Here is a 20720-nt window from a genome sequence, read left to right on the forward strand (position 1 = left end):
CTTAAGCTTTGACAGGAGGCCGGGTAAGGCGTAGCCGCCACCCGGCTTTTTTATTGGGAGAAATATATGGCAATTGCACTGGTTACCGGCGCGAGCCGGGGAATTGGCCGAGCGACAGCCCTGCAGCTGGCAGGCGAAGGCTACACCGTGGCGGTGAATTATCACCACAATATTAAGGCCGCGACGGATGTGATCGCTCAGATTACCGATGCAGGTGGCAAAGCCTTTGCCGTGCGCGCGGATATCAGCGACGAGACGCAGGTGCTGGCGATGTTTGACAGCATTGACCGCGAGGGAGAGCCGCTGGCGGCACTCGTCAACAACGCCGGGATTTTGTGTGAGCAGAGCACCATCGAAAATCTCTCGGCCGAGCGCATCAACCGCGTGCTGGCGACCAACGTTACGGGCTATTTCCTCTGCTGTCGTGAAGCGGTAAAACGCATGTCCTTCAAACATCAAGGCAAAGGCGGGGCGATTGTGAATGTCTCCTCGGCAGCATCGCGTCTGGGGGCTCCGGGCGAGTACGTTGATTATGCGGCGTCGAAAGGGGCGGTGGATTCACTCACGACCGGGCTGGCGCTGGAGGTAGCGGCGTACGGTATTCGGGTCAACGGCGTGCGTCCCGGCCTGATTTACACCGATATCCATGCGTCCGGCGGTGAGCCAGGTCGTGTGGATCGGGTGAAATCCGCTTTACCGATGCAGCGCGGCGGCCAGCCGGAAGAGGTAGCACAGGCGATTGTCTGGCTGCTCAGCGAGAAAGCGTCGTATGTGACGGGCAGTTTTATCGAGTTAGCGGGCGGGAAGTAGTGATAATGCCCGGTGGCGTTGCGCTGACCGGGCTGGAGAGTGCTGGTCGGCGCAAGCTAAGCGCCGACCGGGTATTTAGATGTTCTCGCCGTTGCTGGCAATCACCTCTTTGTACCACGCAAAGCTCTTCTTACGGGAGCGGGACATATCGCCCGTGCCGTCATCGTGCTTGTTCACATAGATAAAGCCGTAGCGCTTGCTGTACTGGCCGGTGGTGAAGGAGACGCAGTCGATGCAACCCCACGGGGTGTATCCCATCAGGTCCACGCCATCATAGGTCACGGCTTTCATCATCTCTTCCACGTGCGCGCGCAGATAGTCGATACGGTAGTCATCGTTGATACTGCCGTCTTCTTCGACCTTATCGTACGCGCCAAAGCCGTTCTCAACGATAAACAGCGGTTTCTGATAGCGCTCATACAGCTCGCAAAGAGCATAGCGCAGGCCGACCGGGTCAATCTGCCAGCCCCAGTCGGAGGCTTTCACGTGCGGGTTCGGCACGCTGCCTTCGAAGCCGGAAATCGCGTCACCGGTTCCGCCTTCGGCTTTGACGGCGTTCGTCATGTAGTAGCTGAAACCTAAGTAATCACAGGTGCCTTCACGCAGGATCTGCTCGTCACCCGCTTCCATGTTGATGGTAAAGCCACGGCGTTCCCACTCGTTCAGCACGTAGCTTGGGTAGTAGCCGCGCAGCTGTACGTCGGTGAAGACATAGCGTTCACGCATGGATTCCTGAGCGAACATCACGTCTTCTGGTTTGCAGGAGAACGGATAGAGCGCCACCATCGCCAGCATGCAGCCGACTTTCATTTCTGGATTGATGCGACGCGCGGCCTTCACGGCCAGCGCGCTGGCAACGAACTGATGGTGCAGCACCTGATACATGGTCTCTTCCGGGTTTTCATGCTCGGTATAGACCACGCCGGAGCAGCAGTAGCCGAACAGCGGTGCGCGCCAGTTACGCTGGTTGTTGATTTCGTTAAAGGTCATCCAGTATTTGACCTTGCTCTTGTAGCGCTCGAAGACCACTTCGGCAAAGCGTACAAAGAAATCCACCACTTTGCGGTTGGTCCACCCGCCGTATTCCTGCACCAGATGCAGCGGCATTTCGAAGTGGGAGAGGGTGATGACCGGTTCGATGTTGTACTTCAGCAGCTCATCGAACATGTCGTCGTAGAACTTCAGCCCTTCTTCATTCGGCTGAGTTTCGTCGCCTTTCGGGAAGATTCGCGTCCAGGCGATAGAAGTACGGAAACATTTGAAGCCCATTTCGGCAAACAGCTTGATGTCTTCTTTGTAATGACCGTGGAAGTCGATGGCTTCGTGGTTCGGATAATATTTGCCCGGTACTACTTCCTGAGTGATTTCACGCGGAACGCCGTGGGCGCCGCCGGTCAGCACGTCGCAAATGCTTGGCCCTTTGCCGCCTTTATTCCAGCCGCCTTCAACCTGGTGCGCCGCTACCGCGCCGCCCCATAAAAAATCTTTTGGTAAGGTGAGTTTTTTCATGTTTGCTATGCTCGTCTTAGGATCTATTGATTTCGAGTCTAGCAAAGCAGAATTAAATGTCACGATATAACAATTAGCCTGGAATGTAATATGTTACATCAAAAAAACAGGGCGTTTTATTCCGCCAGTTTCTTCGCCAGTTTACGGCCAATTGATTCAAGAATATAAATCACCGGAATTTGAGTCGTAATATCGTAGACGCCTGCAATACGGGTTTGCGGCACATGCCAGGAGAGATTAAAGTCCGCCAGTTTTGCCAGGCGCGAGTGCTCGTGGCTGGTGATAGAGAGCACTTTACAGTGATGCAGGCTGAACTGGCTGGCGAAGCGCAGGATCTCTTCCGTTTCGCCTGAGACGGACAAGACAATCGCCAGCGCATTTTTCGCCATATCGTTCGTTACCGGAAAATAAGGATCGTCGATATGGTTACTGAATTTACCGATGTTTGAGAAGAATCTCGCGCCATATTTTGCAAGCGATCCGGACGTGCCCGCGCCGACAAAAATAATACGCTCTGACGATAATATAATATCGACCGCCTGCTCTAATAACGCATCAAATTCTTCGTTGTTAACGCTTTTAAAAAAACTGATAATTTCACTGGTGCCGAAATTCGCCTGCTGCGGTTCGTTTTGTTCTAAATATAATTTAAACCGCACGCGGAATTCGGAATAGCCGTCACAGTTGAGCTTGCGACAAAAACGCAGCACGGTGGTGGTGGACACGCCAGCCGCATCCGCCAGCTCGCGGATTGTCATGTAGGTCACCTTGTCGCGGTTTTTGATGACATAGTTGTAGACCATCATCTCCAGATTGTTGAGACTGGCAATGGCGGAATGGGAGAACATGCTCACAGTGGCTAAACTCACTCATCAGACTTCATCTTCAGGGAATAATAACATGCAGCCTAACGACATCACTTTTTTTCAGCGCTTCCAGGATGACATTCTGGGCGGACGTAAAACCATCACCATTCGTGACGAGTCTGAATCACATTTTAAAACGGGTGATATTTTGCGCGTCGGACGCTTTGAAGACGACGCCTATTTTTGCACCATCGAAGTGGTGGGAACATCGGCCGTCACGCTGGATACGCTAACGGAAAAACATGCGCAGCAGGAGAATATGTCACTTGGGGCGCTTAAACAGGTGATTGCAGAGATCTATCCGAATCAAAGTCAGTTTTATGTGATTGATTTTAAATGCCTTTGATTAAAACTCACATCTGTTAGGTGAAAATCGTTTTTAATTTAATGATTTTTAAGGACTAATCTGGGATTTGGATTTATTTTAGCTAACAGGTGTTCACTGAAATCATTCTCAGTTAGCATAGTTAAGCGATACATCATGATCTTATGTTTTCCCGGAGTCCTCTATGGTTAGCAAACCATTAACTGCGCAGGGATATTCACTGGCTGAGGAAATAGCCAACAGTATCAGCCATGGCATCGGCCTGGTGTTCGGCATTGTGGGCCTGGTGTTGTTGTTGGTTCAGGCTTTCGACACCAACGCGAACGCGATGGCGATCACCAGCTACAGCTTGTACGGCGGGAGTATGATCCTGCTTTTCCTCGCCTCGACCCTGTATCACGCCATTCCGCATCAGCGGGCAAAACGATGGCTGAAGAAATTCGACCACTGCGCGATCTATCTGTTGATTGCCGGGACGTACACCCCGTTTTTACTGGTAGGGTTAAACTCGCCTCTGTCGCGCGGCCTGATGATTGTCATCTGGAGCCTGGCGCTGCTGGGGATCTTGTTTAAGCTCACCATTGCGCACCGTTTTAAAGTGCTTTCACTGGTGACCTATCTGACGATGGGCTGGCTGTCGCTGATTGTGGTCTATCAGCTGGCGGTGAAGTTAGCGGCGGGCGGCGTAACGCTGCTGGCGGTGGGCGGTGTGGTCTATTCCCTGGGGGTGATTTTCTACGTCTGCAAACGCATTCCTTACAACCACGCTATCTGGCACTGCTTTGTGTTAGGCGGCAGCGTGTGTCACTTCCTGGCGATTTATCTGTACGTCGGACAGGTTTGATTTGTGCCCGGCGGCGTTACGCTTGCCGGGCAAAAAAACTAAACACTCACTCTTCTAACGAATACGGCAGCGGCTCAATGCTCAGGGTGTTGGCATCGTCACGCACGCGGAACACGCTGTCCGGCTCCATGTCGTTATTCATCACCACCTGCACCAGCAGACGACCATCATCCAACTGAACGGCGGCCAACACGGTGCCCGTACGACGCCAATTGTCGCCCATTTTCAGCTCCAGATCTTCTCCGGCTTCCGGTACGCGGCTGGCGTGGCCTGCCAGATACCACAGGGCGCGTTTGTTGGCCCCGCGGAATTTCGCACGCGCCACCATCTCCTGACCGGTGTAGCAGCCTTTCTTAAAGCTGATGCCGCCCAGCGCCTGCAGGTTCGTTGCCTGCGGGATAAACTGCGCGCTGTTAACGGCATCGATAACCGCCAACCCGGCTTCGATGTTCAGGGCCAGCCACTGCTGGCTGTTGTTGAACTGCGCTTCACCGCGCAGCGCTTCCGTGACGCGCTCGGCGGTGGCCACATCGGTGACCAACAGGAAGCGTTCGGCAGGGTGTTCAAACCACAGAATCGAGGTAACGCCTTCGCTCACCAGCTGTTTTTCCGCATCCGGCAGTTCGTTGAACAGATTTTTCAGCGCCGCGCGCGCCTGGAAACCGGCAACGCCCAGCAGAACGTGTTCGTCATCTGCGGCGATAGTGACCTTGGAAAACACCGCATATTTCTTCAGCTCAGTGAGCTGGGCATCGCGCAGGCTGCGGCGTTCGATCAGGGCGAAACCGTCCTGACGACGGAACAGGCGCAGATTGCTCCACATCTTACCTTTAGGATCGCAATGCGCCGCCAGCAGATGCTGGTGCTCAGTCATCTGGCCCACGTCGGCGGTCACCTGGCCTTGCAGATACTTTTCGGCATCCGCGCCGGTGAGGGTCGCCAGCGCCCAGTCATCAAGAGAAATCAGCGTCAGCGGCAGACGCGCAGAGGCGACAGGCTGGCGAGGAGAAAATGGAGTAAAAGCCATAGTGATGTCCTGAATTGCATAACGCTTCGATAATGCCTAATGGTAAAAGAGACTGTAGTCATTGCAAGCGCTTTCAGCAGCCCAATTGTGCCTTATCGCTGTTCTTGCGTAGCGCTACGCAGAACAGAGTAATCCGCTTAGATTGCAGGGTTTATTCTGGAAGCGTGCTTCCAGTTGTTCATATTCCAGTAATGAAACAGCAAAAAACACGTTACACTAGAAATCGTCCCTCTTAGAGGTAGAAGAAACGTTAAGCAGGAAATCGACATGGACATTAACAACAAGGCCCGTATCCACTGGGCGTGCCGTCGCGGCATGCGTGAACTTGATATTTCCGTCATGCCCTTCTTCGAATATGAGTACGACAGCTTAAGCGATGATGATAAACGTCTGTTTATCCGCCTGCTGGAGAGTGACGATCCGGATTTATTCAACTGGCTGATGAATCATGGCAAACCCGCCGACACCGAGTTGCAGCGGATGGTGCAATTAATTCAAACACGGAATCGGGAACGTGGTCCTGTGGCAATCTGATCTGCGCGTCTCGTGGCGCTCACAGTGGATGTCTCTTTTACTCCACGGCATTGTGGCGGCTTTTATTTTGCTGATGCCGTGGCCGCTTAGCTATACACCGCTCTGGATGCTGCTTCTTTCGCTGGTGGTGTTCGACAGTGTGCGCAGTCAGCGGCGTATCAACGCCCGTCAGGGTGAGATCAAACTGCTGATGGACTCGCGGTTGCGCTGGCAGGGCAAAGAGTGGGAGATCGTCGGCACACCCTGGATGCTGAATTCCGGGATGATGTTCCGCCTGCGTAAAGAGGAAGGGGCGCGTTGCCAGCATCTTTGGCTGTCAGCAGACAGTATGGATGCCAGCGAGTGGCGAGATTTGCGCCGGATGGTGATGCAGCAGCCGACGCCAGGACGCTAAGAAATCAGCTAAACTTCTCTGCCATTTCGCCCAGAATTTGCTCGCACCAGTTTTGCAGGCGATCTTCACTGAGATCGTACTGGTTGGTTTCATCCAGCGCCAGTCCGACAAAGAGTTCGCCATCAGCAATGATCGGTTTGACGCTTGTGAACTCGTAGCCTTCTGTCGGCCAGTAGCCGATAAACGTGACGCCCTTCGGCGCGAGTTTATCATGCAGCATCCCGAGCGCATCCAGGAACCATTCGCCATAACCCAGCTGATCGCCCATGCCGTACAGCGCAATGATTTTGCCTTCAAGATTAAGCGAATCGAGCTGATCCCAGATGGCTTCCCAGTCTTCCTGTAATTCACCAAAATCCCAGGTCGGAATGCCAAGGATCAGAACGTCGTACTGCTCCATCTCTGTGGGCGCGTCGTCTTTAAGATTGTGCAGAGTCACCAGTTCCGGGCCAATGATGTCGCGAATTTTCTCCGCGGCCATTTCGGTGTAGCAGGTGCTGGAACCATAAAACAGACCAATATTCATCGCGTAAACTTCTCAATACTTGCTTTGACTTTGCGCGTAGTGTACCAGAAACCTGTACCATTACGTCATAATGGCCGATAGCAGAATCACAGGAGCAGACGTGGAAAAGGATCTCGCCCTCATCGAACAATTTCTCGATGCGCTGTGGCTGGAAAAAAATCTGGCGGAGAATACGCTCAGCGCTTATCGCCGCGATTTAACCCTGCTGGTGGAGTGGCTGGCGCACCGTGACCTGTCCCTTGAACAGGCGCAGCACGACGATCTCCAGGCCTTATTGGCCGAACGCATGGAGGGCGGCTATAAAGCCACCAGCTCTGCCCGCTTGCTGAGTGCGATGCGCCGCCTGTTCCAGCATATGTATCGCGAGAAGCTGCGTGCGGACGATCCCAGCGCGCTGCTGGCGTCGCCCAAGCTTCCGCAGCGTCTCCCGAAAGATCTCAGCGAGGCCCAGGTCGATCGGCTTTTACAATCCCCGGCGGTTGACCTCCCGCTGGAGTTACGCGATAAAGCCATGCTTGAGGTGTTGTATGCCACCGGGCTGCGCGTCTCGGAACTTGTCGGTTTAACCATGAGCGACATCAGCTTGCGTCAGGGCGTAGTGCGGGTGATCGGCAAGGGAAATAAAGAACGGCTGGTGCCGCTCGGCGAAGAGGCGGTCTACTGGGTGGAAAACTACCTGGAGCACGGACGCCCGTGGCTTCTGAACGGTGTATCGATTGATGTTCTGTTCCCCAGCCAGCGCGCGCAGCAGATGACGCGACAAACCTTCTGGCATCGCATTAAACATTACGCCACACTGGCAGGCATCGACAGTGAAAAACTTTCGCCGCACGTTCTGCGTCATGCCTTTGCGACGCATTTGCTCAACCATGGCGCCGATTTGCGGGTGGTGCAGATGCTGCTGGGGCACAGCGATCTTTCTACGACGCAAATCTACACCCATGTAGCGACAGAACGCCTGCGGCAGCTACACCAACAGCACCACCCACGAGCGTGAGTGCCGAACCATAGTGATAGGATTGAAAATGAAAAAATCTTTAGTGCTGTTCTCCCTGCTGGCAGCCTCTTTTACCGGTTTTGCCCATGCTGATGACGCAGCGATCAAACAGTCGCTGGCAAAACTCGGCGTGACCAGCAGTGATATCCAGCCTGCGCCCGTTGCCGGAATGAAAACCGTGCTGACCAACAGCGGTGTGCTGTATGTGACCGAAGACGGCAAGCACTTCATTCAGGGCCCAATGTATGACGTGAGCGGCGCGCAGCCGGTGAACGTGACCAACCAGCTGCTGATGAAAAACCTGAACGCGCTGGAAAAAGAGATGATCGTTTACAAAGCGGCGCAGGAAAAACACGTGATCACCGTGTTCACTGATATCACCTGTGGCTACTGCCACAAGCTGCATGAAGAGATGAAAGACTACAACGCGCTGGGGATCACCGTGCGTTATCTGGCGTTCCCGCGCGCGGGCGTGCAGAGCCAGCCAGAGCAGGATATGAAAGCCATCTGGTGTGCGAAAGATCGTAACAAAGCCTTTGATGACGCCATGAACGGTAAAGGCGTGAAACCGGCCTCCTGCGATATTGATATCGCCAACCATTACGCGCTGGGCGTGCAGTTTGGCGTCACCGGCACGCCAGCCATTGTGCTGAGCAACGGGTACGTCGTGCCGGGCTATCAGGGACCAAAAGAGATGAAAGAGTTCCTCGACGCCCATCAAAAACAGTTTGGCGGTAAATAATCCGCGTGAAAACTAAGACAAAATTGCGCCGCCGCGAGGTGGATGAAAGCGTTGATTTACCAGCTGACCTGTCGCCGCTTCTGCGCCGTCTGTACGCGGGGCGCGGCGTTCGCGCGGCCAGCGAACTGGAGCGCAGCGTCAAAGGGATGCTGCCGTGGCAGCAGCTCAGCGGCGTCGAAAAAGCGACAGAATTGCTCTATGACGCACTGCGTGAAGGGACCCGTATTGTCGTGGTCGGCGATTTTGACGCCGATGGCGCGACCAGTACCGCCCTGAGCGTCCTCAGCCTGCGCGCGCTGGGCTGCGATAACGTCACCTATCTGGTGCCAAACCGTTTTGAAGACGGTTATGGTCTCAGCCCGGAAGTGGTCGATCAGGCGCACGCGCGCGGCGCGCAGATGATCCTGACCGTCGATAACGGGATCTCATCCCATGCCGGCGTCGATCGGGCACACGATCTCGGGATCCCGGTTATCGTCACCGATCACCACCTGCCGGGTGAAACGCTGCCGGCAGCTGAAGCCATCATTAACCCCAATCTGCGCGACTGTGATTTCCCATCGAAATCGCTGGCAGGTGTAGGTGTGGCTTTTTACCTGATGCTGGCCCTGCGCGCGCTGCTGCGTGATAAGGGCTGGTTTGAGGCGCGCGGAATTGCGATTCCGAATCTGGCCGAATACCTCGATTTGGTGGCGCTCGGCACGGTGGCGGACGTGGTGCCGCTGGATACCAATAACCGTATTTTGACCTGGCAAGGGCTGGGGCGTATCCGGGCGGGGAAATGCCGTCCGGGGATTAAAGCGCTGCTCGAAATCTCCAATCGCGATCCCCTCAAGCTGGCGGCCAGCGATCTCGGTTTTGCGCTCGGCCCGCGTCTTAATGCGGCAGGGCGGCTCGATGATATGTCCGTTGGCGTGGCGCTTCTGCTCTGTGACAACATCGGCGAAGCGCGCGTGCTGGCCAATGAGCTGGACGCGCTGAACCAGACGCGCAAAGAGATCGAACAGGGGATGCAGGCCGAAGCCCTGACCCTGTGCGAAAAACTTGAGCGCAGCACCGAGACACTACCCGGCGGCCTGGCGATGTACCACCCGGAGTGGCATCAGGGCGTGGTCGGGATTTTGGCCTCGCGCATCAAAGAGCGTTTTCACCGTCCGGTGATCGCGTTTGCACCTGCGGGAGACGGCACGCTGAAAGGCTCAGGCCGTTCCATCCAGGGGCTGCACATGCGCGATGCGCTGGAGCGTCTCGACACACTCCATCCCAATTTGATGATCAAGTTTGGCGGCCACGCGATGGCGGCCGGTTTATCGCTGGAAGAGGCGAAATTCGACGAATTTCAGCGCCTGTTCAGCGCGCTGGTGACCGACTGGCTGGATCCGTCACTGCTGCAGGGTGAAGTGGTCTCTGACGGCGCGCTGTCTGCGGCGGAGATGACCATGGACGTGGCGCAGATGCTGCGCGACGCCGGGCCGTGGGGGCAGATGTTCCCGGAGCCGCTGTTCGACGGGCGTTTTCGCCTGCTGCAACAGCGTCTGGTGGGCGAGCGCCATCTGAAAGTGATGGTCGAGCCGGTGAACGGCGGTCCGCTGCTGGATGGTATCGCCTTTAACGTCGATACCACCGTCTGGCCCGACAGCGGCGTGCGCGAGGTCGAACTGGCCTACAAACTGGATATTAACGAGTTTCGCGGCAATCGCAGTTTGCAGATTATCATCGATCATATCTGGCCAATTTAGCGTCACTATTCTCTATAAAAAAGGGCGTGGATTCGGTACAATCCCGCTCTTATCACCGCATTTTGACTAGTCCAATAAAGAAAAAAGACCATGTTTGAAATTAATCCGGTAAAAAACCGCATTCAAGACCTCACGGAGCGCTCCAGCGTTCTTCGGGGGTATCTTTGACTACGATGCCAAGAAAGAGCGTCTTGAAGAAGTAAACGCCGAGCTGGAACAGCCCGACGTCTGGAACGAACCTGAACGCGCACAGGCGCTGGGTAAAGAGCGTTCCTCCCTCGAAGCCATCGTTGAAACCCTGGATCAAATGTCTCAGGGGCTGGAAGATGTGTCCGGCCTGCTGGAATTAGCCGTCGAAGCCGACGACGAAGAGACCTTTAACGAAACCATCGCCGAACTCGACGTGCTGGAAGATAAACTGGCGCAGCTCGAATTCCGCCGCATGTTCTCTGGCGAGTACGACAACGCCGACTGCTATCTCGATATCCAGGCCGGTTCTGGCGGGACAGAAGCCCAGGACTGGGCGAGCATGCTGATGCGTATGTATCTGCGTTGGGCAGAAGCGCGCGGTTTCAAAACCGAAATCATTGAAGAGTCTGAAGGTGAAGTCGCGGGTATTAAATCTGTGACCATCAAAATCATCGGTGATTACGCTTATGGCTGGCTGCGTACCGAAACGGGCGTTCATCGCCTGGTACGTAAAAGCCCGTTCGATTCCGGCGGCCGTCGTCATACCTCTTTCAGCTCCGCGTTTGTTTATCCGGAAGTGGAAGATGATATCGACATCGAAATCAATCCGGCCGATCTGCGTATCGACGTTTACCGCGCATCCGGTGCGGGTGGTCAGCACGTTAACCGTACGGAATCTGCGGTGCGTATCACCCATATTCCAACCGGACTGGTGACACAGTGCCAGAACGACCGTTCGCAGCATAAGAACAAAGACCAGGCCATGAAGCAGATGAAAGCGAAGCTTTATGAGCTGGAAATGCAGAAGAAGAATGCTGAGAAACAGGTGATGGAAGATAACAAATCTGACATCGGCTGGGGCAGCCAGATTCGTTCTTACGTCCTCGATGACTCCCGTATCAAAGATCTGCGTACCGGGGTTGAAACCCGCAACACGCAGGCGGTGCTGGACGGCAGCCTGGACCAATTTATCGAAGCAAGTTTGAAAGCAGGGTTATGAGGAACCAACATGTCTGAACAACAAGCACAGGGCACTGACGCGGTAGTCGATCTTAATAACGAACTGAAAACCCGTCGCGAGAAGCTGGCTGCACTGCGTGAGCAGGGTATCCCATTCCCGAACGATTTTCGTCGCGATCATACCTCAGACCAGCTGCACGCTGACTTCGACGCGAAAGAAAACGAAGAGCTGGAAGCGCTGAACGTAGAAGTGTCCGTTGCAGGCCGCATGATGACTCGTCGTGTGATGGGTAAGGCGTCTTTCGTGACTTTACAGGACGTCGGCGGCCGTATTCAGCTGTACGTTTCCCGTGACGATCTGCCAGAAGGCATCTACAACGAGCAGTTCAAGAAGTGGGACCTGGGCGATATCCTGGGTGCGAAAGGCAAGTTGTTCAAGACCAAGACGGGCGAGCTGTCTATCCACTGTACCGAACTGCGTTTGCTGACCAAAGCATTGCGTCCGCTGCCGGATAAATTCCACGGTCTGCAGGATCAGGAAGCGCGTTACCGTCAGCGTTACCTGGATCTCATCTCTAACGATGAATCCCGTAAAACCTTCAAAATCCGTTCCCAGATTATGGCGGGTATCCGTCAGTTCATGGTTGGCCGTGATTTTATGGAAGTTGAAACGCCAATGATGCAGGTGATCCCAGGCGGCGCGTCTGCGCGTCCGTTCATCACCCATCACAACGCGCTGGATCTGGACATGTACCTGCGTATCGCGCCGGAACTGTACCTGAAACGTCTGGTGGTTGGCGGCTTCGAACGCGTGTTCGAAATCAACCGTAACTTCCGTAACGAAGGCATCTCCGTTCGCCATAACCCAGAGTTCACCATGATGGAACTCTACATGGCTTACGCAGATTACAAAGATCTGATCGAGCTGACTGAGTCACTGTTCCGTACCCTGGCGCAGGATATTCTCGGCACCACTGAAGTGCCTTACGGCGACGAAGTGTTCGACTTTGGTAAGCCGTTCGTCAAACTGACCATGCGCGAAGCTATCAAGAAGTACCGTCCAGAGACCAACATGGCCGATCTGGATAACTTCGATTCCGCTAAAGCTATCGCTGACAGCATCGGTATTAAAGTTGAGAAGAGCTGGGGTCTGGGCCGTATCGTGACCGAGATCTTCGAAGAAGTGGCCGAAGCGCACCTGATTCAGCCAACCTTCATCACTGAGTATCCGGCAGAAGTCTCTCCGCTGGCGCGTCGTAACGACGAAAACCCGGAAATCACCGATCGCTTTGAGTTCTTCATCGGTGGCCGCGAAATCGGTAACGGCTTTAGCGAGCTGAACGATGCGCAGGACCAGGCGCAGCGCTTCCAGGATCAGGTTGATGCGAAAGCCGCAGGCGACGACGAAGCGATGTTCTTCGACGAAGACTACGTAACCGCGCTGGAACACGGCTTGCCGCCAACGGCAGGTCTGGGTATCGGTATCGACCGTATGGTCATGCTGTTCACCAACAGCCACACCATCCGCGACGTGATTCTGTTCCCGGCGATGCGCCCGGTAAAATAAGTCACTGAGATGCAAAAAGCCCCGGCGTTCATCGCGTCGGGGCTTTTTTTATGACCTTAGATCGGCGGCGAACTGCCTGAGTGCTTTATGGGCGATGGCGACCTGCGACACCATCCATGGGCTAAAGGCCCACGGCGTCGCGGCGATAGCGTGGAACAGCGACTCCAGATCAACCCACTGAACCGCCATCACTTCATCGGGATTGAGATTCAGCGGGCTGACCAGCTTTGCGGCATATACCGGGCAAATTTCGTTTTCGACGATCCCTGAGGGGTCCGTTTCGCAGTAGCGAAAATCCAGCGCGATGGGCGTCAGATCTGTGATTTCGGCGCCAATTTCATACCGACAGCGGCGAATAAGCGCGTGTTCGGTACGTTCGCCGGTTTGCGGGTGGCCGCAGACGGAGTTGGTCCAGACGCCGGGCCAGGCTTTTTTGCTCAGGGCGCGACGTGTGACAAGGCACTCCCCCTGGGTGTTAAACAACCACGAAGAGAAAGCCAGATGCAGAGGGGTATGCGATGTGTGGGCGGCATACTTTTCCTGAGTGCCGATGACCTCTCCCTGGGCGTTAACCAAAATGACGTGTTCTTGTGTGCTCATTCCGACTCCAGTACCCGAACGACGGGATGGCAACATTATATCTCACTCTTTGGCTGGCGGCTTGAATGCTGAATGCGGAAAGAGTCTTTACAGCAAAGATTGGCAACAGAATTCAGGCTGCTATCATAGGACGCCATTTACGCTGACCGAGGAGCCGCTTTGTTTGCAGGAAGCCTGACAAGAAATCCCCTGATTGCCCTTTTTTGCCTGATGCTGACGCTCATGCTGGCAGGCTGTTCGGGCAGTAAATCAGCGGATTCGGGAAGCTACTCCGGCGCGGTCTACACCGTTAAGCGCGGCGACACACTCTATAAAATCTCGCGCTCAACCGGAACGAGCGTGAAAGACCTGGCTCGCCTGAACAATATTTCTGCACCTTATACCATCGAGATAGGGCAAAAGCTCAGGCTCAATAGCGGTAGCTCTACGGCGAAAAAATCCTCTTCCTCGAAAGGTAAAACCGCCAAAGTGACGCCGTCTTACGCGGTGCCGCAATCGTCCTGGCCGCCGGTCGGGCAACGCTGCTGGGTGTGGCCTGCCAGTGGGAAAGTGATTATGCCGTACTCCACCGCAGAAGGTGGCAACAAAGGCATTGATATTGCGAATGCGCGCGGAACGCCGGTCTATGCGTCGGGTGCAGGGAAGGTGGTTTACGTGGGTGACCAGCTGCGCGGTTACGGCAACCTGATCATGATTAAGCACGGTGAGGACTACATTACCGCTTACGCGCACAACGATACGCTGCTGGTGAATAACGGACAAAACGTAAAAGCCGGACAGAAAATCGCGACCATGGGCAGCACGGGAGCCAGTTCCGTTGCGCTGCATTTCCAGATTCGCTATCGCGCAACGGCGATTGATCCCCAGCGCTACCTTCCGGCGCAGGGCAGCAAACCGAAATGCTAAGCGGTTAATTATTCACCGGTTAGCAGTCGGGAGGCTTGTGTGAACATGCGTAAGGTCTATAATGCCTTACGCACCTCAAAGCGGGCGTAGTTCAATGGTAGAACGAGAGCTTCCCAAGCTCTATACGAGGGTTCGATTCCCTTCGCCCGCTCCAGCTCTACCCCACCCAGTTCAAAACACTCACACCAGCATCAATCACTGTCTTGCAAATGTATTCCCAGTCCCGTTTTTCCTTTCGCAAGGTCCGGACGTAGGGTTAACGCAGGAATCTCATAATCTCCGGCGTTCTGACGACGATAATTCAGCGGCTCTGTGTGCCATAAGGTGTCCAGCCTGTCAGTCAGCTGCTGGCGGTAACCGGCATACTTAGCGTCGTCGGTTTTCCCGGTGCGGTAAATCAGCATTGGCGGCAGCACCGTAAAGCCTGGGTAGAAAAGCATCCCGTGCTGGATTGGAAACAGAATATCGTCGATAGCACCGTTTATGCCGCGCGGAGCGTAGTGCGATTCCCAGCCGCCGGTGGTGACCAACAGCATCGCGCGTTTACCGGACAGATTCCCCTCGCCGTACCGATCGCCCCAGTGGTGGTCGCTGTGCTCGCCCACGCCGTAGGCAAAACCGTTGGCGTACACCCGGTCAAACCAGCCTTTCATGATGGCAGGCATTGAGAACCACCACAGCGGAAACTGGAAAATCACGGCATCGGCCCAGCGTAATTTTTCCTGCTCAGCGGCGATATCCGCTGCTTGTAGGGCGTTGTCGTAGGCAAAGCGGGAGTCTACGGAAGGATCAAAACGTTCACCGCGCAACGGGGCGAGTGAATCTTCGGTATCCAGGACGGTCTTCCACTTCATGCCATAGAGATCAGAAACGTGCACCTGATGACCGGTCTGCTGCAGATGTCTGACAGCCTCATCTTTCAGCTGTCCGTTAAGCGAGCGAGGTTCGGGATGGGCAAAGACAATTAATACATTCATGAGCGATTCCTGATAGAGAAAGTCCCGTCAGAATAGGGAAATCTCCGTTATAGTAAAAATTGATTACCGCAATGACAGGTATTGCCATGATTAATTTCTCGCAGCTCGATCTCAATCTCCTCCTCACGCTGCAGGTGCTCCTCGACGAGCTGAATGTGACCCGGGCAGCGAGGCGCTTGAACCTCTCCCAGCCCTCCGTCAGCGTCCAGCTGGCCCGGTTACGGGATGTTTTTAACGATCCGCTGCTTCTGCCGGGGCCGCGCGGGATGAGGCCAACGGCCCGAGCCGACGCCCTGCGGGAACCGCTGCGTCAGGCGCTGGCAGCTCTGGAGTCGGTGGTCGCCCCGGCGGCATCGTTCGAACCAGAGAAAACGGAGAATACCTGGCGCGTAGCGGCAACGGACTACATGGCGACGGCAATCCTGCTGCCCGCGCTGGAAGCGCTCCGACAGGCAGCGCCGCTCTCGCGTCTCGCCGTGTATGAGCTTAATCCTCAGCGGATTTTGCGGCAGGCTGAGCAGGGCGATATCGATCTGATTTTTCATACCCGGGAGGGGGCGCCCGCGTCACTGCATCAGCGGGTGATATTCAGCGAGCGCTATGTTCTGGCAGGGCGTCGCGACCATCCGGCGCTCCGAACGGGCGTCACGGCAAAGGAGTTTTCACAGCTCGAACACGCGATAGTCTCTCCGGATGGCGGCGGCTTCTGGGCTGCGACTGACGTGGCGCTGGCCCGCAGCGGGCTGGCGCGAAAAGTCGTGCTGTCGGTGCCGCATTTCCTGTTCCTGGTCGAGGCGCTGTTGAAAACCGATCTGGTGGCGGTGGTGCCGGAAAGGCTCACGCGTAATGTGGCGGGATTAACTGTCTCAGCGCCGCCTGTCGACGTGGAAGGCTTTGATATGCTGATGCTTTGGCATGAACGGTTGCATCGCGATGCGGGCCACGTCTGGCTGCGTCAGATGCTGATGACACAGCTCGGCTGAGCCATAGTCACCTCGTGATATCAGCGCTATGCTTATCCCGAACGCATAACAATAACAGAGGCAATGTCATGGATAAGGATTTACTGGACGCGGGATACCGGGCCTATACCGGGGAAAAGATCGATGTCTACTTCAATACGGGGATATGCCAGCACTCAGGAAACTGCGTGCGCGGCAGCAGCAAGCTGTTTAATCTGAAGCGTAAGCCGTGGATCATCCCGGATGAAGTGGATGTCGAGACGGTCAAGAGAGTGATTGATACCTGCCCGAGCGGTGCCCTGAAGTACCGCCAGAAATAAGCGAGGAACCATGGATATTCTGGAAGGCCATAACAAGTTTTACGTCAACGATGCACAAGGGAATCAGGTTGCTGAAATTGTGTTTGTTCCGACCGGGGAACATCTAAGCATTATCGAGCACACGGACGTCGATGCCAGCCTGAAAGGGCAGCGCGTAGGTAAACAGCTGGTGGCGAAAGTGGTCGAGAAAATGCGCGCGGAGAAACGCAAAGTTATCCCGCTGTGCCCGTTTGCCAAACACGAGTTTGATAAAACGCGCGAATACGACGATATCCGCGCCTGACTTCAGCACCGGCTCCCGCCGGTGTTTTTTTATCTGAACTGTCCGTAAATCAGAATGACGGATATGACCACCATCACCCCACCGGAAATCATGCCCACTACCCGCGCCGCCTGCGGGCGTGTGGCTAATAGCGCCCGTGAACCGTAGCCCACCAGCAGGTAGATCAGCGTGCAGGTGAGCAGGTGCATCATCGCCAGCGCGGACATCTGTACAGGCACCGACCAGCTGCCTTTGGGGTCGGTAAATTGCGGAAGTAGCGCCAGAAACAGCAGGAACACTTTCGGGTTCAGTCCGCTGATACAAAGCCCTTTAAGCGCCCACTGGTTCCAGCTTCCGTCCTGCTGCTCAGCGGCGCTGACCGTGGCCGGATGGCGCAAAATCGTCACGCCCAGCCACAGCAAATAGACGGCACCCAGGACGGTCAGCAGCGACAGCGCCAGAGGATGCCCGGCGATCAACACCCCGACACCCGCCACCACAATAACCGTCGCCAGCAAATGCCCGGACATCAGCCCCATCACTGCCGGTACCACGCGCCGCCCGTTGATCCCCGCGCTGATGGCATAAGCCCAGTCGGCGCCTGGCGTCATTATCAGCAGAAAAGAGACCAGCCAGAACCCGACGACGATACTCATTTCCATTCTTTGATCACTCTTCAAAAACGATATTAGCGGAAAGAAAGAATATCGACATCCAGGCGAAATGAGCTTCCAATGTTATGCTGAAAACAGGGCTAAAATGAGAAACTCTTCTAAATGGATAGCATCGATCGAAAAATACTTGCTGAGCTACAGGTGGATGGCCGTCTGTCGCTTACGGAACTGGCCGAACGGGTAAACTTAAGCCTTTCGCCCTGTCACCGACGCGTGCGCGCCCTTGAGCAGAGCGGGGCGATTACGGGCTATCGCGCAAATCTCGATCCCGCGAAAATGGGCTTCAATTTTGTGGCGATTGTTTTTGCGACGTTAAAAGAGGGCGACAAGCGGGCCGTCAGCGCCTTTGAGGCGGCGGTGGAAGAGATCCCGCAGATCGTGCTGGCGCAGCGTCTGTTCGGCGATCCTGACTATTTAATGCATGTGGTCACGCGCGATCTCCCCGCGTTCCAGAAACTGTACGATGAGAAATTATCGGCAATGCCTGGCGTGCAGCATTTGCGCTCGACGCTGGTGATGAAAACCGTCGTGCAGGACCGGCCCTTCCCCCTCGACACCTTAAAACAAGGATAACCCGATGATAGAGACACCACGACTGCTGCTCCGGCAGTGGAGGCCAGAAGATCTCGCCCCTTTTGCGGCACTCAATGGCGACAGCGACGTCATGCGATTTTTCCCGGCGACCTTGACGCGGGAAGAGAGCGACAATCTTGCCGCGCGATTTCAAGAAGGCATCGCCGAACGCGGCTGGGGGTTCTGGGCCGTTGAGTTAACCGCGACGGGGGAGTTTGTCGGTAGTCTGGGGCTGCACCCTCAGCCTGACCGTTTTGCCTTTTCACCCTGCACGGAGATTGGCTGGCGTCTGGCAAAACCGTTCTGGCATCAGGGGCTGGCGTACGAGGCGGCCACGGCGGCGCTGGAGTATGGCTTTAAAACGCTGGGGCTGAGCGAGGTGGTCTCATTTACCTCGGTGCTGAATGCGCCGTCAGAGAACCTGATGAAACGCCTGGGGATGATAAAAGAGGGCGAGTTTTTGCATCCTGCGCTCGCCCCCGATCATCGTCTGGCGGAGCATGTACTCTATCGCATAGCGCGGCAAGTGTAGCCCGGAAAGCGAAGCGCTCACCGGGCCTGCATGAGGGCTAACCGACAAACATGACCGACACGCACAGCACGCCGACGATCAGCGTCAGCAGATTGCCGAAAGAGCGATAAGGTTTCAGCGTCGGGATAAGATAGGTGGAGAGCGTCGGCATGATGAACAGAATCATGGCGATCAAAGGCCCGCTGATGGCGTAAATCATCGAAATCGCGTTCGGGTTGATGAAACAGACCACAAAGGTAATAAACGACACCACCATGATTGATACCGCGCGGTTAAAGGCGCGGCTCTTCTTAATGCCCACCTGATGCAGCGACGATTTAACGATCTCCGTCGCCCCTTCAATGACCCCAAAATAGGTGCCGAGGAAAGATTTCGACATCGCCACAATCGCCACCACAATGCCCGAAATACCCAACCATGCCGGGGAAGATGGCATCATCGAGAGGGCCGAGAGAATTGTCACGCCCTCTTCTTTGGCCGCCACAATGTACGACGGCGGAATCGACAGCAGGCAGCTGAAGACAAAGAACAGCACGCTCAGGCAAATAATCAGGTACGCGACCTTCATGATTTTTTTGCATTTACCCATGGCCGCATCACCGTACTTTTCACGTCTGTCGACGGCGAAAGTGGAGATGATTGGCGTATGGCTAAAAGCGAAAACCATCACTGGAATAGAAATCCATACCTGGTGCAGCGTGTGCTGATCGAACGCCATCTGGCTGGTCAGCAGCGACGGCTGCCAGCTGCCGGTGAGATACAGGGACACAAACAGGAAGTAGGCGATCAGCGGGAAGACCAGAAAACCCATCACCTTGAGGGTGATATGACGGCCCGTTAAGAAGATCAGATTCAGCACCATCACCACGCCAAGACTCACCAGCACGCGCACGGTGGTGTCGACGGTCAGATGTTTCGCCAGCTGTTCTGTTATCGAGTTGGTGATCGCCACGGCGTAAATCAGCACCACCACGAAGAAGGCGACAAAATAGAGCGTGGTGATCAGGTTGCCGATCTTTTTGCCGTAGTAGTGCGTCACCGCGCTGGTGATCCCTTCACTGCCTTTGGCGTTTGACGACAGGATAAACTGGGCCAGCGCTTTGTGCGGCCAGTAGGTTAAAGGATAAGCCACAAGGGCCGTAATGAGCAGGACAATCGCGCCTGCGGAGCCGAGCTGAATGGGCAAGAACAGGGTTCCTGCGCCCACGGCAGTGCCATAGAGGGCGAAACTCCAGAGAGTCTCTTCTTTTGACCAAATTTTCGACATTAGAGCAACGTATCAACTATAAAACGAACAAAAAGGAGGGTAATTTACCATAATTATGCGTTGAAGGCGCAGTTGACGTCGCAGGTCAGGCCGGAAGAAAATTCCGGCCTTAGAGGGATTAGTTCGCCAGGGCGCGTCGTTGCTGGCGGCGCTTGATGACTTTTTCGCGCAGCGTGTCGTACGCCCAGTTATAGAACATGGTGTACGGCAGGAAGAACAGGAAGAAACCGATCTCCAGGGTAAATGCCTGCAGGAGCGTTACGCCGAGCACCGCCGAGACGATCGACACCCCGATTACGATAAAGCCGCACTCAAAGCCCAGAGCATGGAACGCACGCACTTTTGCCGTGCGGGTTACGCGGTGAACGGGCCACAAACGGTCAAATCCATAGTTATAGATAATGTTCCAGACCATCGCTGTGGTCGCCAGGATGATGGTGAGTCCACCCATTTCCATCATCGAACGCTGCATTAACCAGGCGGCGGTAGGCGCCAGAATTGCCGTGGCAATCCCTTCGAAGCACACCGCGTGGAAGATACGCTCCGGCAGTTTTCGTTTTTGTACATTGTGTTGCATAACCTGACCTCATGAATTCGCCGGAATGGGCGTTGATGTGG

Annotated in this window: 25 protein-coding genes and 1 tRNA gene; 17 read left to right on the forward strand and 9 right to left on the reverse strand. The window is 55.2% G+C overall.

Annotation, left to right across the window (positions count from 1 at the left end):
* The first annotated feature begins 66 nt into the window (after positions 1 to 66).
* On the forward strand, positions 67 to 810 hold the full coding sequence (locus tag DAI21_RS08895) for an SDR family oxidoreductase (RefSeq protein WP_107702894.1): 744 nt from the start codon (positions 67 to 69) through the stop codon (positions 808 to 810).
* Between the two features lie 75 nt (positions 811 to 885).
* On the opposite strand, the gene bglA is transcribed toward DAI21_RS08895, so the two are convergent.
* Together bglA and DAI21_RS08905 are read right to left on the reverse strand one after the other, a co-directional pair.
* Entirely contained in the window at positions 886 to 2319 is a 1434-nt protein-coding gene (bglA, locus tag DAI21_RS08900; protein WP_102104700.1) for a 6-phospho-beta-glucosidase BglA, read from the reverse strand.
* A gap of 116 nt (positions 2320 to 2435) precedes the next feature.
* Entirely contained in the window at positions 2436 to 3167 is a 732-nt protein-coding gene (locus tag DAI21_RS08905) for a MurR/RpiR family transcriptional regulator (protein ID WP_102104699.1), read from the reverse strand.
* A gap of 52 nt (positions 3168 to 3219) precedes the next feature.
* Between DAI21_RS08905 and yqfB the strand changes: the two genes are divergently transcribed.
* Positions 3220 to 3531, forward strand: coding sequence for a N(4)-acetylcytidine aminohydrolase (gene yqfB, locus DAI21_RS08910; protein ID WP_107702895.1), 312 nt, complete (start codon positions 3220 to 3222; stop codon positions 3529 to 3531).
* A gap of 163 nt (positions 3532 to 3694) precedes the next feature.
* Positions 3695 to 4354: a hemolysin III family protein gene (locus tag DAI21_RS08915; RefSeq protein WP_107702896.1), complete on the forward strand. Its 660-nt coding sequence runs from the start codon at positions 3695 to 3697 to the stop codon at positions 4352 to 4354.
* 46 nt (positions 4355 to 4400) lie between these two features.
* Here DAI21_RS08915 and ygfZ read toward each other — a convergent pair whose 3' ends face one another.
* Entirely contained in the window at positions 4401 to 5381 is a 981-nt protein-coding gene (gene ygfZ / locus DAI21_RS08920; protein WP_107702897.1) for a tRNA-modifying protein YgfZ, read from the reverse strand.
* Positions 5382 to 5648: 267 nt separating this feature from the next.
* Here ygfZ and sdhE point away from each other — a divergent pair, with 267 nt between their 5' ends.
* Positions 5649 to 5915 (forward strand): FAD assembly factor SdhE, encoded by a 267-nt coding sequence (gene sdhE, locus DAI21_RS08925; RefSeq protein ID WP_095283258.1) that lies wholly within the window; start codon positions 5649 to 5651, stop codon positions 5913 to 5915.
* Positions 5896 to 6309 (forward strand): protein YgfX, encoded by a 414-nt coding sequence (locus DAI21_RS08930; RefSeq protein WP_100779036.1) that lies wholly within the window; start codon positions 5896 to 5898, stop codon positions 6307 to 6309. The genes sdhE and DAI21_RS08930 overlap by 20 nt, the downstream gene beginning before the upstream one ends.
* 4 nt (positions 6310 to 6313) lie before the next feature.
* Here the strand turns inward: DAI21_RS08930 and fldB are convergent, their stop codons facing one another.
* Positions 6314 to 6835 carry a flavodoxin FldB gene (gene fldB / locus DAI21_RS08935; protein ID WP_100779037.1) on the reverse strand — a complete coding sequence of 174 codons (522 nt, stop codon included), beginning with the start codon at positions 6833 to 6835 and terminating at the stop codon, positions 6314 to 6316.
* A 100-nt stretch (positions 6836 to 6935) separates the two neighbouring features.
* Here fldB and xerD point away from each other — a divergent pair, with 100 nt between their 5' ends.
* From xerD to lysS, 5 genes are all read left to right on the forward strand, one after another.
* A complete protein-coding gene (xerD, locus tag DAI21_RS08940; RefSeq protein ID WP_100779038.1) occupies positions 6936 to 7832 on the forward strand; it encodes a site-specific tyrosine recombinase XerD in 897 nt (298 codons plus the stop codon).
* 28 nt (positions 7833 to 7860) lie between these two features.
* Complete coding sequence (gene dsbC, locus DAI21_RS08945; RefSeq protein ID WP_107702898.1) at positions 7861 to 8574, forward strand: bifunctional protein-disulfide isomerase/oxidoreductase DsbC; 714 nt, start codon at positions 7861 to 7863, stop codon at positions 8572 to 8574.
* A gap of 5 nt (positions 8575 to 8579) precedes the next feature.
* Complete coding sequence (recJ, locus tag DAI21_RS08950; RefSeq protein WP_107702899.1) at positions 8580 to 10313, forward strand: single-stranded-DNA-specific exonuclease RecJ; 1734 nt, start codon at positions 8580 to 8582, stop codon at positions 10311 to 10313.
* A 90-nt stretch (positions 10314 to 10403) separates the two neighbouring features.
* A protein-coding gene (prfB, locus tag DAI21_RS08955; RefSeq protein ID WP_100779041.1) for a peptide chain release factor 2 occupies positions 10404 to 11502 on the forward strand; the annotation gives its coding sequence in 2 pieces (ribosomal slippage) (positions 10404 to 10478 and positions 10480 to 11502; 1098 coding nt in all).
* A 9-nt stretch (positions 11503 to 11511) separates the two neighbouring features.
* Complete coding sequence (gene lysS, locus DAI21_RS08960) at positions 11512 to 13029, forward strand: lysine--tRNA ligase (RefSeq protein ID WP_100779042.1); 1518 nt, start codon at positions 11512 to 11514, stop codon at positions 13027 to 13029.
* 48 nt (positions 13030 to 13077) lie between these two features.
* Here the strand turns inward: lysS and idi are convergent, their stop codons facing one another.
* Entirely contained in the window at positions 13078 to 13629 is a 552-nt protein-coding gene (gene idi, locus DAI21_RS08965; RefSeq protein WP_107702900.1) for an isopentenyl-diphosphate Delta-isomerase, read from the reverse strand.
* 159 nt (positions 13630 to 13788) lie between these two features.
* Here idi and actS point away from each other — a divergent pair, with 159 nt between their 5' ends.
* Together actS and DAI21_RS08975 are read left to right on the forward strand one after the other, a co-directional pair.
* Positions 13789 to 14535, forward strand: coding sequence for an amidase activator ActS (gene actS, locus DAI21_RS08970; RefSeq protein ID WP_255409576.1), 747 nt, complete (start codon positions 13789 to 13791; stop codon positions 14533 to 14535).
* A gap of 80 nt (positions 14536 to 14615) precedes the next feature.
* A tRNA-Gly gene (locus DAI21_RS08975) sits at positions 14616 to 14689 on the forward strand.
* A gap of 37 nt (positions 14690 to 14726) precedes the next feature.
* On the opposite strand, the gene DAI21_RS08980 is transcribed toward DAI21_RS08975, so the two are convergent.
* Positions 14727 to 15512 (reverse strand): NAD(P)H-dependent oxidoreductase, encoded by a 786-nt coding sequence (locus tag DAI21_RS08980; RefSeq protein ID WP_107702901.1) that lies wholly within the window; start codon positions 15510 to 15512, stop codon positions 14727 to 14729.
* Positions 15513 to 15598: 86 nt separating this feature from the next.
* Between DAI21_RS08980 and DAI21_RS08985 the strand changes: the two genes are divergently transcribed.
* From DAI21_RS08985 to DAI21_RS08995, 3 genes are all read left to right on the forward strand, one after another.
* Positions 15599 to 16495, forward strand: coding sequence for a LysR family transcriptional regulator (locus tag DAI21_RS08985; RefSeq protein WP_107702902.1), 897 nt, complete (start codon positions 15599 to 15601; stop codon positions 16493 to 16495).
* Between the two features lie 68 nt (positions 16496 to 16563).
* Positions 16564 to 16794 carry a 4Fe-4S mono-cluster protein YjdI gene (yjdI, locus tag DAI21_RS08990; protein WP_100779047.1) on the forward strand — a complete coding sequence of 77 codons (231 nt, stop codon included), beginning with the start codon at positions 16564 to 16566 and terminating at the stop codon, positions 16792 to 16794.
* A 10-nt stretch (positions 16795 to 16804) separates the two neighbouring features.
* Positions 16805 to 17077 (forward strand): GNAT family N-acetyltransferase, encoded by a 273-nt coding sequence (locus tag DAI21_RS08995; protein ID WP_107702903.1) that lies wholly within the window; start codon positions 16805 to 16807, stop codon positions 17075 to 17077.
* Between the two features lie 29 nt (positions 17078 to 17106).
* Here the strand turns inward: DAI21_RS08995 and DAI21_RS09000 are convergent, their stop codons facing one another.
* A complete protein-coding gene (locus DAI21_RS09000; RefSeq protein ID WP_100779049.1) occupies positions 17107 to 17718 on the reverse strand; it encodes a LysE family translocator in 612 nt (203 codons plus the stop codon).
* 114 nt (positions 17719 to 17832) lie between these two features.
* On the opposite strand from DAI21_RS09000, the gene DAI21_RS09005 reads away from it, so the two are divergent.
* Both DAI21_RS09005 and DAI21_RS09010 read left to right on the forward strand, forming a co-directional pair.
* On the forward strand, positions 17833 to 18303 hold the full coding sequence (locus tag DAI21_RS09005; protein ID WP_100779050.1) for an Lrp/AsnC family transcriptional regulator: 471 nt from the start codon (positions 17833 to 17835) through the stop codon (positions 18301 to 18303).
* Between the two features lie 4 nt (positions 18304 to 18307).
* Entirely contained in the window at positions 18308 to 18835 is a 528-nt protein-coding gene (locus DAI21_RS09010; protein WP_100779051.1) for a GNAT family N-acetyltransferase, read from the forward strand.
* A 37-nt stretch (positions 18836 to 18872) separates the two neighbouring features.
* On the opposite strand, the gene DAI21_RS09015 is transcribed toward DAI21_RS09010, so the two are convergent.
* Together DAI21_RS09015 and DAI21_RS09020 are read right to left on the reverse strand one after the other, a co-directional pair.
* On the reverse strand, positions 18873 to 20102 hold the full coding sequence (locus tag DAI21_RS09015) for an amino acid permease (protein ID WP_107702904.1): 1230 nt from the start codon (positions 20100 to 20102) through the stop codon (positions 18873 to 18875).
* 118 nt (positions 20103 to 20220) lie between these two features.
* On the reverse strand, positions 20221 to 20679 hold the full coding sequence (locus DAI21_RS09020; RefSeq protein ID WP_102104688.1) for a multidrug/biocide efflux PACE transporter: 459 nt from the start codon (positions 20677 to 20679) through the stop codon (positions 20221 to 20223).
* Positions 20680 to 20720: the final 41 nt, after the last annotated feature.

Origin of the sequence: Lelliottia sp. WB101 (genome assembly GCF_003051885.1) — a bacterium.
GTDB classification, from domain to species: Bacteria; Pseudomonadota; Gammaproteobacteria; order Enterobacterales; family Enterobacteriaceae; genus Enterobacter; species Enterobacter nimipressuralis.

Bases quoted from the DNA above. Each gene is read 5' to 3' on its own strand.
- DAI21_RS08895 (WP_107702894.1), top strand. From the start codon at position 67: ATGGCAATTGCACTGGTTACCGGCGCGAGCCGGGGAATTGGCCGAGCG.
- bglA (WP_102104700.1), bottom strand. From the start codon at position 2,319: ATGAAAAAACTCACCTTACCAAAAGATTTTTTATGGGGCGGCGCGGTA.
- DAI21_RS08905 (WP_102104699.1), bottom strand. From the start codon at position 3,167: ATGTTCTCCCATTCCGCCATTGCCAGTCTCAACAATCTGGAGATGATG.
- yqfB (WP_107702895.1), top strand. From the start codon at position 3,220: ATGCAGCCTAACGACATCACTTTTTTTCAGCGCTTCCAGGATGACATT.
- DAI21_RS08915 (WP_107702896.1), top strand. From the start codon at position 3,695: ATGGTTAGCAAACCATTAACTGCGCAGGGATATTCACTGGCTGAGGAA.
- ygfZ (WP_107702897.1), bottom strand. From the start codon at position 5,381: ATGGCTTTTACTCCATTTTCTCCTCGCCAGCCTGTCGCCTCTGCGCGT.
- sdhE (WP_095283258.1), top strand. From the start codon at position 5,649: ATGGACATTAACAACAAGGCCCGTATCCACTGGGCGTGCCGTCGCGGC.
- fldB (WP_100779037.1), bottom strand. From the start codon at position 6,835: ATGAATATTGGTCTGTTTTATGGTTCCAGCACCTGCTACACCGAAATG.
- dsbC (WP_107702898.1), top strand. From the start codon at position 7,861: ATGAAAAAATCTTTAGTGCTGTTCTCCCTGCTGGCAGCCTCTTTTACC.
- lysS (WP_100779042.1), top strand. From the start codon at position 11,512: ATGTCTGAACAACAAGCACAGGGCACTGACGCGGTAGTCGATCTTAAT.
- idi (WP_107702900.1), bottom strand. From the start codon at position 13,629: ATGAGCACACAAGAACACGTCATTTTGGTTAACGCCCAGGGAGAGGTC.
- DAI21_RS08980 (WP_107702901.1), bottom strand. From the start codon at position 15,512: ATGAATGTATTAATTGTCTTTGCCCATCCCGAACCTCGCTCGCTTAAC.
- DAI21_RS08985 (WP_107702902.1), top strand. From the start codon at position 15,599: ATGATTAATTTCTCGCAGCTCGATCTCAATCTCCTCCTCACGCTGCAG.
- yjdI (WP_100779047.1), top strand. From the start codon at position 16,564: ATGGATAAGGATTTACTGGACGCGGGATACCGGGCCTATACCGGGGAA.
- DAI21_RS08995 (WP_107702903.1), top strand. From the start codon at position 16,805: ATGGATATTCTGGAAGGCCATAACAAGTTTTACGTCAACGATGCACAA.
- DAI21_RS09000 (WP_100779049.1), bottom strand. From the start codon at position 17,718: ATGGAAATGAGTATCGTCGTCGGGTTCTGGCTGGTCTCTTTTCTGCTG.
- DAI21_RS09005 (WP_100779050.1), top strand. From the start codon at position 17,833: ATGGATAGCATCGATCGAAAAATACTTGCTGAGCTACAGGTGGATGGC.
- DAI21_RS09010 (WP_100779051.1), top strand. From the start codon at position 18,308: ATGATAGAGACACCACGACTGCTGCTCCGGCAGTGGAGGCCAGAAGAT.
- DAI21_RS09015 (WP_107702904.1), bottom strand. From the start codon at position 20,102: ATGTCGAAAATTTGGTCAAAAGAAGAGACTCTCTGGAGTTTCGCCCTC.
- DAI21_RS09020 (WP_102104688.1), bottom strand. From the start codon at position 20,679: ATGCAACACAATGTACAAAAACGAAAACTGCCGGAGCGTATCTTCCAC.